Source organism: Borreliella sinica, assembly GCF_033969665.2.
Taxonomy (GTDB): domain Bacteria; phylum Spirochaetota; class Spirochaetia; order Borreliales; family Borreliaceae; genus Borreliella; species Borreliella sinica.
Genome location: NZ_CP135180.1, coordinates 599,520 through 615,097, shown reverse-complemented (window position 1 = coordinate 615,097; position 15,578 = coordinate 599,520). Strand labels below are relative to the sequence as shown.

The 15,578-nt window shown below is 31.2% G+C and carries 20 protein-coding genes; all 20 read right to left on the bottom strand.

Translation table 11 applies throughout. The features are described 5' to 3' along the window. Positions 1-7 precede the first annotated feature (7 nt). From fliP to flgB, 20 genes are read right to left on the bottom strand one after another with little or no spacing between them, the layout of a single operon-like run. Positions 8-772, bottom strand: a complete 765-nt coding sequence (gene fliP / locus QIA41_RS02905) for a flagellar type III secretion system pore protein FliP (protein ID WP_320292532.1) — start codon at positions 770-772, stop codon at positions 8-10. A gap of 10 nt (positions 773-782) precedes the next feature. Beyond that, positions 783-1,406, bottom strand: a complete 624-nt coding sequence (locus tag QIA41_RS02900) for a flagellar biosynthesis protein FliZ (RefSeq protein ID WP_320292531.1) — start codon at positions 1,404-1,406, stop codon at positions 783-785. Further along, on the bottom strand, positions 1,399-1,740 hold the full coding sequence (gene fliN, locus QIA41_RS02895) for a flagellar motor switch protein FliN (protein ID WP_320292530.1): 342 nt from the start codon (positions 1,738-1,740) through the stop codon (positions 1,399-1,401). The genes QIA41_RS02900 and fliN overlap by 8 nt, the downstream gene beginning before the upstream one ends. 45 nt (positions 1,741-1,785) lie before the next feature. Further along, the gene (gene fliM, locus QIA41_RS02890; RefSeq protein WP_320292529.1) at positions 1,786-2,844 is read right to left on the bottom strand and encodes a flagellar motor switch protein FliM; all 1,059 of its coding nucleotides are present in this window, start codon (positions 2,842-2,844) and stop codon (positions 1,786-1,788) included. A 20-nt stretch (positions 2,845-2,864) separates the two neighbouring features. After that, positions 2,865-3,401, bottom strand: coding sequence for a flagellar basal body-associated protein FliL (gene fliL, locus QIA41_RS02885; RefSeq protein WP_183220255.1), 537 nt, complete (start codon positions 3,399-3,401; stop codon positions 2,865-2,867). A 47-nt stretch (positions 3,402-3,448) separates the two neighbouring features. Further along, positions 3,449-4,231 (bottom strand): flagellar motor protein MotB, encoded by a 783-nt coding sequence (gene motB, locus QIA41_RS02880; protein ID WP_320292528.1) that lies wholly within the window; start codon positions 4,229-4,231, stop codon positions 3,449-3,451. After that, positions 4,231-5,013 carry a motility protein A gene (locus tag QIA41_RS02875; RefSeq protein WP_320292527.1) on the bottom strand — a complete coding sequence of 261 codons (783 nt, stop codon included), beginning with the start codon at positions 5,011-5,013 and terminating at the stop codon, positions 4,231-4,233. The genes motB and QIA41_RS02875 overlap by 1 nt, the downstream gene beginning before the upstream one ends. Beyond that, positions 5,010-5,234 (bottom strand): flagellar FlbD family protein, encoded by a 225-nt coding sequence (locus QIA41_RS02870; protein ID WP_320292526.1) that lies wholly within the window; start codon positions 5,232-5,234, stop codon positions 5,010-5,012. The genes QIA41_RS02875 and QIA41_RS02870 overlap by 4 nt, the downstream gene beginning before the upstream one ends. 20 nt (positions 5,235-5,254) lie before the next feature. Next, positions 5,255-6,583 (bottom strand): flagellar hook protein FlgE, encoded by a 1,329-nt coding sequence (flgE, locus tag QIA41_RS02865; protein ID WP_320292525.1) that lies wholly within the window; start codon positions 6,581-6,583, stop codon positions 5,255-5,257. A gap of 4 nt (positions 6,584-6,587) precedes the next feature. Continuing rightward, complete coding sequence (gene flgD, locus QIA41_RS02860) at positions 6,588-7,031, bottom strand: flagellar hook assembly protein FlgD (protein WP_320292524.1); 444 nt, start codon at positions 7,029-7,031, stop codon at positions 6,588-6,590. Between the two features lie 13 nt (positions 7,032-7,044). Further along, positions 7,045-8,232, bottom strand: a complete 1,188-nt coding sequence (locus QIA41_RS02855) for a flagellar hook-length control protein FliK (protein ID WP_320292523.1) — start codon at positions 8,230-8,232, stop codon at positions 7,045-7,047. A gap of 7 nt (positions 8,233-8,239) precedes the next feature. After that, positions 8,240-8,857 (bottom strand): periplasmic-type flagellar collar protein FlbB, encoded by a 618-nt coding sequence (locus tag QIA41_RS02850; protein WP_320292522.1) that lies wholly within the window; start codon positions 8,855-8,857, stop codon positions 8,240-8,242. Then, positions 8,850-9,281 carry a flagellar protein FlbA gene (locus tag QIA41_RS02845; protein WP_320292521.1) on the bottom strand — a complete coding sequence of 144 codons (432 nt, stop codon included), beginning with the start codon at positions 9,279-9,281 and terminating at the stop codon, positions 8,850-8,852. Before QIA41_RS02845 ends, QIA41_RS02850 begins: the two co-directional genes overlap by 8 nt. Then, a complete protein-coding gene (gene fliI / locus QIA41_RS02840) occupies positions 9,278-10,588 on the bottom strand; it encodes a flagellar protein export ATPase FliI (RefSeq protein WP_320292520.1) in 1,311 nt (436 codons plus the stop codon). The genes QIA41_RS02845 and fliI overlap by 4 nt, the downstream gene beginning before the upstream one ends. An 18-nt stretch (positions 10,589-10,606) precedes the next feature. Then, positions 10,607-11,527, bottom strand: a complete 921-nt coding sequence (gene fliH / locus QIA41_RS02835) for a flagellar assembly protein FliH (RefSeq protein ID WP_320292519.1) — start codon at positions 11,525-11,527, stop codon at positions 10,607-10,609. A gap of 14 nt (positions 11,528-11,541) precedes the next feature. Next, the gene (gene fliG, locus QIA41_RS02830) at positions 11,542-12,576 is read right to left on the bottom strand and encodes a flagellar motor switch protein FliG (RefSeq protein ID WP_002556889.1); all 1,035 of its coding nucleotides are present in this window, start codon (positions 12,574-12,576) and stop codon (positions 11,542-11,544) included. Positions 12,577-12,591: 15 nt separating this feature from the next. Beyond that, positions 12,592-14,301, bottom strand: coding sequence for a flagellar basal-body MS-ring/collar protein FliF (fliF, locus tag QIA41_RS02825; protein ID WP_320292518.1), 1,710 nt, complete (start codon positions 14,299-14,301; stop codon positions 12,592-12,594). A 15-nt stretch (positions 14,302-14,316) separates the two neighbouring features. After that, complete coding sequence (gene fliE / locus QIA41_RS02820; protein WP_320292517.1) at positions 14,317-14,652, bottom strand: flagellar hook-basal body complex protein FliE; 336 nt, start codon at positions 14,650-14,652, stop codon at positions 14,317-14,319. Between the two features lie 11 nt (positions 14,653-14,663). Then, entirely contained in the window at positions 14,664-15,122 is a 459-nt protein-coding gene (gene flgC, locus QIA41_RS02815) for a flagellar basal body rod protein FlgC (protein WP_320292516.1), read from the bottom strand. A gap of 35 nt (positions 15,123-15,157) precedes the next feature. Next, a complete protein-coding gene (gene flgB, locus QIA41_RS02810; protein ID WP_320292515.1) occupies positions 15,158-15,565 on the bottom strand; it encodes a flagellar basal body rod protein FlgB in 408 nt (135 codons plus the stop codon). Positions 15,566-15,578: the final 13 nt, after the last annotated feature.

Genomic DNA, 15,578 nt, shown 5'->3' with positions numbered 1-15,578 from the left:
CATAACCTTACATAAAACTTTTAATAAGACCACTGGTAATTAAAGTCCAGCCATCCACCATTACAAATAAAATCAACTTAAAAGGCAAAGATATCATTACGGGAGGCAACATTATCATACCCATAGCCATTAAAACAGAAGCAACAATAATGTCTAAAACTATAAAAGGTAAAAATATTAAAATCCCCATCTTGAAAGCTACTTTAAGCTCGTGTAAAATAAAAGCTGCAATTAATACATGTGTTGGCACTTCACTAAAATTTTTTGGTCGATCATAATTACTAATACTCATAAATAATCTAATCTCTTCATGGCGCCCATCAGACATTTGCTTATACATAAAAATTCTAAGAGGAGCAATTCCTTTATTATAAAATTCGTCAAAAGTTATTTTCGATTCTCTAAGAGGCAAATAAGCTTGTTGATATATAACATTAAAGGTTGGCCACATGGTAAAAATAGTTAAAAATAAAGCCAATCCCATTACTATCTGGGTAGGAGGAGATTGTTGAAGAGATAAGGCGCGTCTAATAAAATCCAAAACTATGGAAATTCGTAAAAAAGAAGTCATTAAAACTAAAAATGCTGGAGAAAGAGTAATAATGGTTAATAGAATTAAAAGCTGCAGAGAAAAAGCTATCTCTGAACCACCAATATTTTCAAAATTTAAAAACGGAAAATTAAGACCATTAGTAGCTTGAAAAGATTTTGTTTGAGCAAAAGATAAACTTGTTACACCAAAAAATAAAAAAAATTTAAAACACTTTTTCAAAATAAACCCTCTAAAATTTTTTTAATCTATCTTGTTTATCCTTAAGTGAAATCTCAATTTTCTTCTCAAGTTTAACATAATCATCCCCAAGAAAAGGAATTTCTTTTTTGAGCAACATTTTCTTAAAAATTGATTTAAAGGAATCTTTCTTAACAGAACTATTAATTTTGCTAAGCCTAAGTTTTAAATTTTCTAACTCTTCTTCAGAGTTAACCTCTTTTAGTAGAGTAGAAGAATTATTGGAAACTAAAAATATATAAACATTGTCTAATATGTTTATAATCCTTATTGAGTTTTTAATATCTATCTCGTAAGAAAAAAGCTCCTTAATCAAATTAGAATTCTGCTCATATTTGCTTTTTTTTGAATGAAAAATCAACTTTTTAAATAAAAAAAAGATAAAAAAAGCAATAAGTAAAAATAAAACTATCTTAACCAAATCCGAAATATTAAAAAGGGAAACCGACTGAGAAGCATCATTATTAGCAAAGTCTGCTTTATCCTCTTCAAAGATTGGCAAGCTAGATTCATTTTCTAAATCGACAGGTACTGGATTTACTTGCTCTTGTGAATTAGCATATGTAAAAAAATTAGAAAACGCTAAAAAAACTAAAAATAAAAATTTATTATTCATTTTTAGTTTTAATTATCTCAGTAATTCTAACTCCAAAATTCTCATCAATTACAACTACTTCTCCCCTAGCAACTATTTTACCATTTACTAAAATATCTACAGGCTCACCAGCAAGTTTATCAAGAGTAATAATCGTGCCCTCAGACATACCAAGTATATCCTTTATTTTGCGCTCTGTTCTTCCAAGTTCTACAGTAAGTTGCATGGAAACATCCATTAAAAGCCCAAAATTACTTGGATCAACTCCTTCTGGTAAAGTATCAATTAAATCGGGAAGCTTAACTCCTTTTATTTCTGGCTTTTCTACATTGTCACTTTTTTCATCTAAACTCATAATTTAACCTCTTAATAATTTAAGTTGTAATAAACAAATTAACTATCACTCAACCTCTTCTGTAAGCTCTTTTAATAAATCAAAACCTTTTATATCTCCAATTTTTTCTGTAATTTGTACTGAAATTTTATTCCCCATTAAGCCCATCCTACACTTAAACTTTTCTTTGGTACCAACTTTTAAAGTTAAGTCTTTATTTATTAGAGAAGATTCAAGATTTAAAACATCACCTTTGTCAAGTGATAAAATTTCTCTCACTTTAAGCTTAACTTCACCTATTTCTGCTATCAAGGGCATCGCTGTATTTTCCAATTTTTCACGCAAAGCATCAAGATTTTCACTAGTAGTTCCAACCCCAATCAAAGAATGCCAATATCTTGTTGATAACTTTGAAACAATAGGTTCTATAGTAATATAGGGCAAACAAAAATTCATAAGCCCCTCTACTTTTCCTATCTTAACTTCAAGAGTTACTAAAATAATCATTTCTGTAGGGGGTACTATTTGGGCAAACTGTGGATTGACCTCAATATGTCCAAATCTTGGCCTTAGATCAACTACTTGAGACCAAGCCTCTCTCATATTGGCAAGTATACGAATAATAACACTTTCCATTACAGACTGCTCAATTTCTGTTAAATCTCTACTTTTATCTTTAATAGTATCTCCATCTCCCCCAAAAAGCCTATCTACTATGGCGAATGCTATGGTTGGGTCAACTTCAAAAATAGCAGATCCTTTAAGGGGGTCCATGTTTATTATTGCTAAAGTTGTGGGATTAGGTATTGACCTAATAAACTCTTCATAGGTTAATTGGTCAACCGAAGCCACATGAACATGAACCATTTTTCTTAAAAGAGCAGAAAGCGATGTTGTAGTATACCTGGCAAATGCTTCATGAAAGCTTGAGACTGTTCTAACTTGCTCTTTTGAAAATTTATCTGGTCTTTTAAAATCATACACCTTAACTTTTTGTTTTTTGCCCGTAGGACTAGATATAACATTAGAAAGAGATTCATCTAGTGATAAACTTTCAGAAGAGTTAATAGATTCTAAAAGACTATCTATATCGTCTTGAGATAAAGCTCCTGGATTGTTTGCCATTTAAAATTCCTTTAAATTTATTACATATCAAAAATATCAATTTGGGTTAATGCTATTTCTTTTATTTCTCCATTCCTAAGAATACTATTAATTCTTGCCTTAATTTCTGCTTTTATTTGACTTTCATTTTTTATTTCTTGACCAGTTCTTTGGCTAAAATATTCTCTAATAATATCTTTTAAGCGAACTTTTTGCCTTCCAAGCTCATTGAGAATATTAACATTATTCTCCGCATATCCCAAAGCAAGCTTTACAACAAAGGTTTTTGGAGGAACATCTAAGGTATTACCCCTAATTTCGTCTATACTTTCATACCATATAAGCATAGGTGGCTTTCCCAAGTATTCATTAGAAAAAACCGGAAAATCACTAGGAGCTCCACTTTGGCTTACCACCATTTTAGATACAAAATAAGAAACAATTATCATTATTGCAACGGTAAATATTCCTATTGCAAGTATCTGTAAAATTTTTATTATAATATCGGGCAATAAACCACCTTTTCTACCAACATTGGAATCCCCTACATCCAAATTTTCATCATCCTTATTCGGCATAATAAAATTCCTCCTATTAATTTCTTCTTTACAATTAAAAAAAATTATTACTGCTTAATTTCCTTGGGAAAACTTAAAGATGCATCCGTAGTAACTAATATATCAATTCTACGATTATAAGCTCTGCCCTCAGGAGTATCATCTGTCGCAATAGGTCTGCTTCCACCAAAACCAGATACTTCAAACTTATTTTCAATACTCTTAAGATTGGATTGATCTAAATAGTTTAAAATGTGTTCTAGCATATTAACAGATCTTGCAACCGAAAGATCCCAATTGCTTTTCCAAAGTCCATTTACATCCGTATCAACATTATCTGTATGCCCTTCTATTTTAAAATTATAGCCTCTAGAACTTAAAAACTCGATAAAAGATGCTATTTTTTGGATCGAATCTCTATTATCCTCAAGCTTAACATCTGCACTAGCAGAATCAAAAAATGCATCTGCTGCAAGAGATATCACAATGCCTCGCTCTTCTTGTCTAATCATAATATTTTTAGACTGGATTTTCTCAATAAATTCAATCATGGATTTATTTTTAGCAGTCTGAGATGCTTGTTTATTGCGCACAGTAGAAGGTAAAGACATAAAACTATTGCTCAAATAAGATAATTTATTAAAATCTAAAGTTTTACCACCCTTAAAAAATCCTGCACCCGTGAAAGAAGCGGACATTATCCTTATTACATTTTCTTGAAAAATAATATCATTTAATGAAAACATTGTAACAAAAAATACAAGCAGTAAAGTAACCATATCTCCATAAGTCAACATATAATCTGGAGATCCTTCATCGCATTTTAAAGACTTTTTAGTTCTTAAAGCCATTATTCTCCCCCAATGCTGCTACTAAGATGGCTTCGATCTTTGGGGGTTAAAAACGTCATCAATTTTTGCTCTAAAATCCTAGGATTATCTCCAGACTGAATTGATAAAACGCCCTCAATTATCATTGTTTTTACCGCAGATTCCTCAGAATCAATTTTCTCTAACTTAAGTTGAACAGGCGTAAACATTAAATTTGCCATTATAGTTCCATAAAGAGTTGTAATAAGAGCGACCGCCATAGAAGAACCAAGCGCAGATTTGTCCTCTAAATTACCAAGAAGAGCTACAAGTCCAATAAGAGTACCTATCATACCAAAAGCGGGGGCAAGTTTTGCCCAAGTTTTAAAAAGATCTGCACCAACTTTATGCCTTTCTTGCATTTGATCAAGCTCTAAATAAAGCATAGTTCTAATCACCTCAGGATCTGCACCATCAACAACAAGCCTCATTCCTGACTTAAAAAATGGATCATTAATTTGTTCAAGCTCATCATCAAGAGACAAAAGACCTTCTTTTCTAGCTTTTTCCGAAAGTTCTACTAATATTTTTATAATAGAAATCTTAGCATAAGAATTTCTTTTAAAGAAGAATCCTAAATACGTTGGAATTTTTTTCACAGCAACAGCTTCTGAAGAAGCCATAAGAGCAGAAAAAGATCCAATAACAGTAATAAAAACAGAGCTTAAATCCCAAAAAACACCAAGTCCTGTGGGGGTGAATGCCATAGAAATTAAAATAGATCCAAATCCAACTCCCCAACCAATTATACTAGCTAAATTCATAACTCAACGCCCTCATTTCCTTCTCCTACAATTTTTTCAAAAGAAGCAATTTCCTTCCTGTATAATTTAATCCTATTGACTACCTCTTCAACTTTTTCCTTTACAATTAACTTCTTGCCGTTCATAAGAAGAATTGTAGTATCAGGATTAGCTTCAATACTTTCAATATGATAAGGATTTAAATAATATCCATAACCATTAAGCTTAGTTACAAAAATCATATATTAATAACAACTAAAGTTTAATTTTTCAATCTTACAAGTTCTTGCAACAATTGATCAGAAGTAGTAATGGTTTTAGCATTTGCCTGAAACCCTCTTTGTGTTACTATCATATCTGTAAACTGCTCTGCAAGATCAACATTAGCCATTTCTAAAACACCCGATCTAATATCACCAAGTCCAGCAAGCCCAGTCTCACCTATTCTAACTTGACCTGAATTGCTTGTTTCTACAAAATTAGTATCTCCTGATTTTGCAAGTCCTCCAGGATTCATAAAAGAAGCAAGAGCAATCTTGCCAAGATCTCGTCTTATGCCATTTGAATAAATGCCGACTATGACACCATTTTGATCAATTTCATAATTTTCCATATATCCCATACCATATCCATCTTGAACAATAGCCTTTGTACTACTAGTATCAGCAAACTGAGTGATTGAATCAGTATAGCTCCCAACTGTTCCCAATTTCAAATTCACAGTTTGCTGTTCGCCAACTTCACCCACATTTGCACCCGAAACATTAAATGTTATTGGAATTTGAAGAATATCTCCTTTTTGGCTTGACTGTCCATTTAAAGATGCCAATGCTCCTTCATTATCAAACCCAAGTGTAAAATTTGAATTTTGCTCACCATTTATTAGGACTGTTGCATTCCATGAATTAGGAGCATTTGGATCTTTTACAACCCTAAGTTCAAGAACACTAACATTTCCAAAACTGTCGTACAATGATTTATTAACAACCCAAGTTCCACGTGCAACATCTGCTAAACTTGCACCTTCTTGAATTACAGGCAACCTTTTATCAAGATTGCAGGCAAAAGTAATGTTTTTAGTAGATCTTGCCCCCTCTTTATCTCCAATTGGAATAATTAGATCCTCAATATCAGAAGCTGTATTGATAATTTTTTCACCTTCTAAATCTCTTGCCATCCAACCTTGAATTCGCATTCCATTTGCAGGATTTACAAGATGTCGATCCGAGTCTACATCAAAAGCACCAGCTCTTGTATAAAACAAATTATTGCCTTCTTTTAAAATAAAAAATCCATTACCACTAACCCCAAGATCAGATGCTTTTTGAGTACTTTGAAAAGCCCCTTGGGTGTGGATGGTGTCAATTGAGGCAACATTCATACCTAATCCGACTTGCTTAGGATTAGTTCCACCACGAGTATCAGTAGGACGAGAAGCCCCAGAAATAGTCTGTGATATCATGTCCTGAAAATTAACTCTTCCCTTTTTAAAACCAATTGTATTTACATTTGCGATATTATTTCCGACAACATCCATTCTTGTTTGATGATTCTGAAGCCCAGAAACACCAGAATATAAAGACCTCATCATATAATTACTCCTCCAAACCTACAGATAATATGTTTTTATATACATAATAATTACCATTAACCATAACTTGAGGCATTAAACCTGTCTTAATATTTGTGACACGGCCCTTAACAATTTCCCCATCACTATGCTGAAATTCGATTATTTTGCCTAATAAATCCAAATCTTTTCTTATTCCTAAAGAAGATGAAAGTTTTTCAAATGACTTGCTCATATTAGTCATTTGCTCAAGAGCCGAAAATTGTGCCATTTGAGAAATAAATTCTTTGTCCTTCATTGGATTTGTAGGGTCTTGATACCTAAGTTGAGTAATAAGCAACTTTAAAAAATCATCCTTACCAAGATTAACCTTATCAGATACATTGTCAATCTTAAAATTTGATTCTTTTCTAATTTTATTACTACTAATCAAACTAGAAACATTTTCAATACTATTTATTTCATTCATTTAACTCCACCCTCTAAACAATTAAATTAACATTTTTATCTAAATCGCAAGAAAATTCAACTTCTTCTTCAATTTGAAAAAATTTATTATAACCAAAATGAAAATTTTGATCCTTAGAGTCATCTTTAAAATTTTTAGAAAAAGAATTTAAATTCTCGCCTGCAAGAAAAAGATCTAAGCTGGCATTAAAGCCACTCTCACCAAGCATTTTATTTAATGAATGCATATTTTGGTCAAAAAGCATTTTAACATTTTGATTATCTACCACGATCTTTCCCAATAAATTATTATTAGAATCGAGGTTCAAATTAATTCGTATACTACCAAGCTCTTTGGGCTTTAAAACCAACTTAATCTCTCCTGTATTATTCGATTTTAACACAACTTTAGCTTTATTCACAATATTTTTATTAATCTTAAGATTCCACTCGGGCTTTAAACTGCTTACAAAATCCAAACTATCAACTTCTTTAGAACTTTTTACGCTATAATCAACAAATTCCTCAGCAAAACCTTTTAAAGAACTGTCTGAAATTTCTTTGACTTTATACTTACCAATAAAATTTTGACCATTAATTGCATTTAAGCTAAACTTTGAAAAAACAAAATCATTATGATCACCATTATTCTTCTTAAAATTTTTAACATCAATGTTAATAACATTTTTCTCTTCTTTTTTATCATTTAAGCTCATCTGATTATAATAATCATCAACCAAGGCAGTTAAAAAATTGAAACCTAAAAAAGAACTTAAATCATTAAAAGTCAAACAAAGTCTTTCAAATTTTTCAAAAAATTTTTCTTTGCCTAGAAAATTAAAATTATCAAAATTAAATGATAAATTTTCTTTAATACTATTTAAACCTTCAAAATCTAAAAAAACATTCATTCTAGAAATCAAAGATTTCAAATCAGAAACAAAAGCTTCATTCTCAAGTTTTTTTAAAAAAAAGGATTTATTTAAAGAAGATTTCTTTAAATTTTTGACAATAAGTCCATTATCCTTTAAAAAATTAAAAAAATTAAATATCATAAATTTTGTTTTGGTTAGCTTTTTAGATTCGGAAGACATAACGTTTAAAAAAGAATTTGTATTTTCTCTAGATTCCATTTTAGAAACATTTAAATTTAATCCTTTAATTGTATTCAAGAGATTAAATTTGTTGTCATAAGCTTTACTTAAATTCAATAAATTACTCATATAAGAACTACTCCAATGAACTAACAGACATTTTTCTAATCAATACAGCAGCTTTTTTAGAATCCATAAGAGACAACCAATAAGGAACAATTGATAAACGACCTTCTTTTTTAGAAAGCTCTTCAATTTTTCGTATATAAGATATTGCAAGCTCGGGATTTAAATCCTCAAGCCGCTTAACAGCATCTTCTGGCGGCATATTCATCAAATATACAGCAGTTTGCAAAATATTTGCTTCCTCGTCATTATATTTATTTATAATGTCATCTATTATCTTTTGCTTTGAATCTAAATCTTTCTGCTTTTGCTTAAGCTCAAATTCAAGCTTATTTAAACTATCTTCTTTTAATTTTAGATCTTCTTTAAGATTTTCAATCTCCTGATTCTTAATATCAATGGCTTCTCTTTCCTTTACAAGTCTAGCTTCATCAAGAATTATATTAGAACTATGATCAAAGACAAGAGAACTTTCTCCTAAAAATTTAGTTCTTAAAAACTCGGGAAAATATCTCTTAGTATTATACATTCCAAGAAAATCAATAAAGAACAATACAAATAAAAATAAAATAATAATTAAAAATAATAAAAAAAATGCTCTAAAAAAAAACGACAACAAATTATTCACTTTCATCCCTCAGATTTTGACAAACTTTATAATTCACATATTCATCTAGCAATAAGCACTTCTTCTTTTCTTTATTTTTAATTATAAAATTATCTAAAGTTTTTATTAATATCTCAATTTTTTTTTCTTCTCTATATTTATCTATATAAGTATCATAACACTCATTACGATACTTTTTAAGTTCTCCAAGAATTTTAAAATTTTGTTTTTTTTTATGATTTAAACAATCTATATAATCTCTAACAAAAAGATCATCAAAACTATTTAGGCTTTTCAAAAGATTAGGAATTTCATCTGAAAACTGATTTAGTTTTGAAATTTTATTATTTATATTCACTAAATTTCTCTCACTCAATTTTTTATGATAGGCTCTAATGTTCAATATTCTATTAAGTTTTTGTTTTCTAAAGTTTAAATTATTCAAGATAATATTTCCCTTATTTCGTTTTCTAAATTTTCAAAATCAAACGTTTCATTTATTCCTTGAGAAATAAAATTAATAATCTTGGGATACTTAGAAATTGCAAAATCAACATCCTTATTGGATCCTTTGAGATAAATGCCGGTTCTAATAAGATCTTCATAATCTTTATAAACAGACAATAAATTTCTAGCTTTCATTATTAATTTTTGCTTTTCTAAGCTCATTATTCTATGAATAGATCTTGAAGTTGAACTAAGAACATTTATTGAGGGATAAATTCCTCTATCAAATAAATCTCTGTCTAAAATAATATGACCATCCAAAACAGCCTTGACATTATCAGCTACAGGCTCTGTAAAATCATCTCCCTCAACAAGAACAGTATAAAACCCAGTAACACTTCCTCCATTACCATTAAACCCTGATCTTTCAAGTAAAACTGGAATTTCAACAAAAACAGAAGGCGGATAGCCTTTAGCTACAGGAGGCTCTCCTAAAGAAAGAGACATCTCTCTTTTAGCATTTGCAAACCTAGTAATAGAATCAAAAAGCAAAACAACATCTTTACCTTGCTCTCTAAAATACTCCGCTATCATGGTAGCAACATAAGCTCCCTTATACCTTGATATGGGTGACTCATCAGAAGTTGAAACAACTAAAACACTCTTTTTTAAACGCTCTTCACCAAGTTCATGCTCAATAAACTCATTAAGTTCTCGACCTCTTTCTCCAATAAAAGCAATAACGTTTACATCCGCATTTGAATTTTTTGCAATCATACCAAGCAAAGTAGACTTACCAACACCAGCACCAGAAAAAATGCCAACCCTTTGCCCTTTTGCAACTGGTAAAAATCCATCAAGAACTTTAACCCCTGTTAATATTTGCTCTTCAAAAATACTTCTATTGATTGGATTAATTTTTTCAAAAATTAACTCTTTATATCTATTGTTCAAAAATGACCCTTTATTATCAATGGGCCTGCCAAGAGAATCAATAACTCTTCCTAAAAGCTCATCGCTAAGATTTATTTCTAATCCCTTGTTCAAAGAATAAACCTTATTTCCAACTTCAATTCCACTAAATCCTTCATAAGCCATAAGGCTAACATAAGGGCCGTTAAATCCTAAGACCTCAGCACAAACCTTTTTATTATTTCTTTGATCAATTAAACATAAATCTCCAACAGCACACTGAGGCCCCAAACTCTCAACTAAAAGGCCTTTTATTTTTTGTACCCTACCAACAAAAGAAACAGTTTCAATATCATCTACTTGTCTTGAATAATTTTCAAAAAAATTGCTCACTAAAATTCCTTTAGATACCTAACTTAATAAAGAAAAATTTTTAAACTTTTCCTCTATTTTATCAAGCTGAGAAGAAATACGTGCATCAATCTCTCCAAAATTAGTTTCAATTATGCAGCCCCCTTTGCCAATATTGGGATCTTCTATGATCTCTAAATTTTCTATAGCATCAAATCTAGAAATAAAATCACTCTTTTTATGTCTAACAATATCTAAATCATCAAGATTTACACGAATAATAATCTGTGTTTTATCTTTTACTCTTTTCAACACCTCATTAACATTTTCTAAGACAATATCTTTTTGAGAATCCGTAATTCTCTTAATAACCTTAATTGCAATTTGCATAACAAGACTTACTATTTGACCACTAGAGGATTCAAGAATACCTTTCCTTTCAGCAATCAAAGATGCTATTATGCTATGCAACTTTCTCATAACTTTGTCAAAATCATCAAAGCCACTTTCATAGCCTTTACTATAGCCCTCTTCCCTACCTTTAGCTGTTGCTATCTCAAGATCTGTTTTTAATCTTTCTTCGTACTCTTTTGACAATCTTTCAATCTCAGCATTAGATTCAGTCTCAATAGATTCCTTCTTATAAATGGCCTCTCTTTGTAAAAGATCTGCTTCTTGCTTAGCTAGCTCTAATACTTCATTGGCTTTTATCTTAGCTTCTTTAATAAGCCTATCAGATTCAATTTGGGCCTCTTCTTTGGCAAGTTCTTGTCTTTTAACAAGCTCTTCTTCAAGTCGTAATTTTTCATCTTTTAAAAATTGCAACTCCTCTGTAAGATTGACAATCTTACTTTCTATATCGTAGACCTTGCTTTCTTTTTCCTTAATCTCCAAGGATTCAAAAACAGGCTTTGCTATCTCAACAAATTCAAACTTTACTGAATTATCAACTTCTGATGATTTATATAAAACCTTAGGCAAACAAAACTCCTTTATCAGACAAGTACATCTTCTTCACCACCTCTTGAAATAACTATTTCTCCTTGTTCTTCTAACTTTCTAATAAGAGAAACAATTTTTTGCTGGGATTCCTCAACGTCTTTTCGCCTAGTAGGTCCCAAAAATTCCATGTCCTCCTTAAGCATTGAAGCTGCCCTTTTTGACATGTTCTTGAAAATTTTTTCTTGCACAGGAATATCTACAGACTTTAAAGCTTTTGCCAATTCTTGACCATCTATTTCTCTTAAGACCCTTTGTATAGATCTGTCATCAAGCAAAACTATATCCTCAAATACAAACATTTTCTTCTTAATCTCTTCTGCAAGCTCTGGATCTTCTTCTTCAAGGGATTCAATAATAAACTTCTCTGTCTTTCTATCAGCCATATTAATTATCTCAACAACGTTGTCAACTCCCCCTGCTGATGTGTAATCTTCTGAAGAAAGAGAAGCTAGTTTTTTCTCAAGAACTCTTTCAACTTCTCTTACAACCTCAGGAGAAGTTCTATCCATTAATGCAATTCTCCTTGCAACATTGGTTTGTACCTCTGTAGGCAAACTAGATAGAATAAAAGAAGCTTTTTGGGGATCAAGATATGAAAGTATTAAAGCAATTGTTTGGGGATGTTCCTGCTGAATAAAGTTTAAAATATTTGCTGGATCTGCTCTTCTGACGAATTCAAAAGGCCTAGACTGTAAAGCAGATCCTAAATTATTAATAATGTCAACTGCTTTTTGGGTTCCAAGAGATTTTTCAAGAAGCTCTCTTGCATAATCAATTCCGCCCTTTTGAATAAATTCTTGAGCCATCATTAACTCTTTAAACTCTAAAAGAACATTATCTTTAAGCTCAGAAGTAATTGTCTCAAGCTTTGCTATCTCAAATGTCAAAGACTCTATCTCTTCCTGAGAAAGATACTTAAACACTTTAGAAGAGATTTCAGAACCTATTGAAACCAATAAAATAGCGGCCTTTTGCTTGCCTGTTAAAGCAGAAACATCAAGAATCTCCTTTTCTTTTTTTTCTTCCATATCAATTGCTACCTTCTACGCATTTTTCAAAAGCCATGTTCTTATAAGTTTAGCAACATCTTCTGGCTTTTCTCTAGCCAAAAGCTCGGCATTACTTTGAAGCTCATCACCTTCTCTAATTCCACCAACAACATCATCAACACCAATATCGTCACCACCATCCATTAAAGCTTGTTGTCGCCTTAAATGTGCTTGTTTTGCCAATTCCTCTTCTCTGAGACGTCTTCGCCTTTCAAGTTCCCTAGAAATTGCAAAAAATATCGTAAATACTAAAATTAATAGTGAAAATATTATGCTTGCAATAAATAAAAAATATTTAAACCTTTCGCTTGCAAAATAATTCTCATCTATTTCTCTAAATTCATTCATACGATCAAAAGATATATTTCTAACCGTTATTGAATCGCCTCTTTCTGGCTTATATTCGAAAGAACTTTGCAAAACATCTTCAATGTTTTTTATTTCCTCTAAAGCCATAGGCTTATATTCTCTTTTTCTCATTCCATTTTCTATTACGAAATCTCCCTTTTCATCATAGACAAAATTCCAAATACCATCCACGAAAATACCAAGAGAAACACCCACAATTCTAGCGGGTTCCTTTTCGCTTGTAGATTTTCTTTCATTTAAAGCCACATTTTTGATTTCTTGAGATTCATTATATTTACCAGTAATATCGCTTAAGTCCTGATATTCGGGAGGGGTATTGCCTTCCTGCCCAGGAGGCCCCCACGGACTATACCCTTGACCTTGATATTCTTTTTTTTGAGTCTGCGAAGATATAATAGTTGAATCACTCACTTTTCTAGTATTATAAGAAGCTTTTGGATCTTGGGATTGAAGCTCAATAGGAGCATACTCTTTAGACTCTGTGGTTTCTTTTGAGGTATCAAGTTTTACATTAACTCTTGCTATCATGAATCTATCAACAGATAAAACCTTACTTAATGCGGAATCGATTTCCCCTCTAAGCATAGCTTCGTACTTGAGCTTTAATTTACGTTCTTTTTCTGCCAAGTCTATTCTATCTATTCCATCTAAATTAGAAAAATCATTTAAAATGGTTCCACTATTATCAACAATAGCAATATTATCAGATTCAAGACCTTCAATGGCATATTGAATAAGCTTAACAAGTCCTTCAACTTTTTTTCTATTGGTAATAATATCAGAACCAGGTCTCGGAGTAATTCTAACAGACGCCTTAACAGGCTCTTGGGCCTCTTTAAAAAGAGCTCTCTCGGGCATAACAAGATTAACGCTAACAGCATCAACATCATCTAAAGCTACAATATGTTGTTCAACCGCTCTTGTAATAGATCTTCTAAGATTAATGCTTCTTTCAAAATCAGTAATAGTCCATCTATCAATATCAAACAAAGCCCATGGATCCATATGGATAGGTACAAGCTCCTCTCTGACAAGAATTGCTCTCATTTTTTTTGCAAGCTTTTCATCATCCAAATAAATTCTTCCATCGGAACTCAAAACATATTTAACATTCTCTCTATCAAGTCTTTGGGATATTCTATCTAAGAGATATTGATCTTTAATCTCAACTCCAAAAAGAGCAATACTTTGACTTTTAGTAGAAAGCCCTATCAAAAAAACAAACGCAAGAATCACAAAAAAAATAATCAATCCCAAGGCTATTTTCTGAACCACACTAGCTTTTTTGAAAATTTTTTTTGCTGAAACAAAAAAATTAGTAAAAAAATTGCTCAAAACCTTATAGCTCCCCTAACGAATATTGATTATATCTTGATAGGCCTTCATACCCCTCTCAACAACAGCCTTTAAAATGCTTAAATTCATATTAGCTTTAGACATAGCTATTACAAAATCATGAACATCAATGCTACCGGGTTTAATAACAGCTTGTTCCATGACTTTAGAAACATTTAATTGGCTTTTGTTGACATCAGTAATACTATTTATTAAAACATCCTTAAATGTTTTAATATCATTATTTTTGGAACTGCTTTTAGAATTAACAAGATTCACATCAAAATGCAAAGGATTTTTTTTAACTAAATTAATATTATTCTCTGTAAAAAAAGCATCTATTCTAACCAATGATCTCTCCTTTAGTTTTGAAGTATGGCTAATGCACTTCTAAACATAGACTTACTACTATTAATAACAGTAGAATTTGCCTCGTAAGCACGAGAAGCTGAAATCATATCTACCATCTCTTCAACTAAATTAACATTAGGAAGCTCCACATAACCTTTTTTATCCCCAAAACTTATTGAATCGGGATGAGTCGGATCATATTTTAACTTTAATGGAGACTTATCTTTTTCAATACTGGCAACTCTAACTCCTTGCCCAACGCCATTATTAAGATAATCTGGAATAAAGGGGCCTTTCCAATAAGGATTATTAACTCTTGGAGCAAAAACAATCCTTTGCCTTCTATAAGGCCCGCCATCAGGAGTTCTAGAAGTAGAAACATTCGCGATGTTATTAGAAATAACATCAATCCTCAACCTTTGCGCTGTTAACCCCGTTGAAGCTACATTAATACTTGAAAACAATCCCATTTTACATTCCTTAAGATATTAATTTATTTCAATATTTATTTTAATACAATATTTATACTTTTAAAATAATGAGCCTGAACATTAGTCATAAGATGATACATCATTTGATTTTGTACAAGTGCCTTAATCTCAGAATCAATATCAACATTATTGCCATTATTATTCATAGTTGAAAAATGGTCAATAACTCTGTGGGGCTTGACATCCGAATATTCTGGATTTTTAAGCCCAGACAAATGCTTATCACTGGACTTTATTAAGGTTAGATCATTTTTATCTTTATTTGAAAAAGCCTTTTCAAGCTCTGACTCAAAAGAAATTTTACTTCTTTTGAAATTTGGAGTATCTACATTTGCTATGTTATCAGAAATAACATCTTGCCTTAAACTTAAAACATCTAAATATCTATGTGAAAAATCTATAGAATTTTCAAAATTATTCAAATTAAAACCCCCC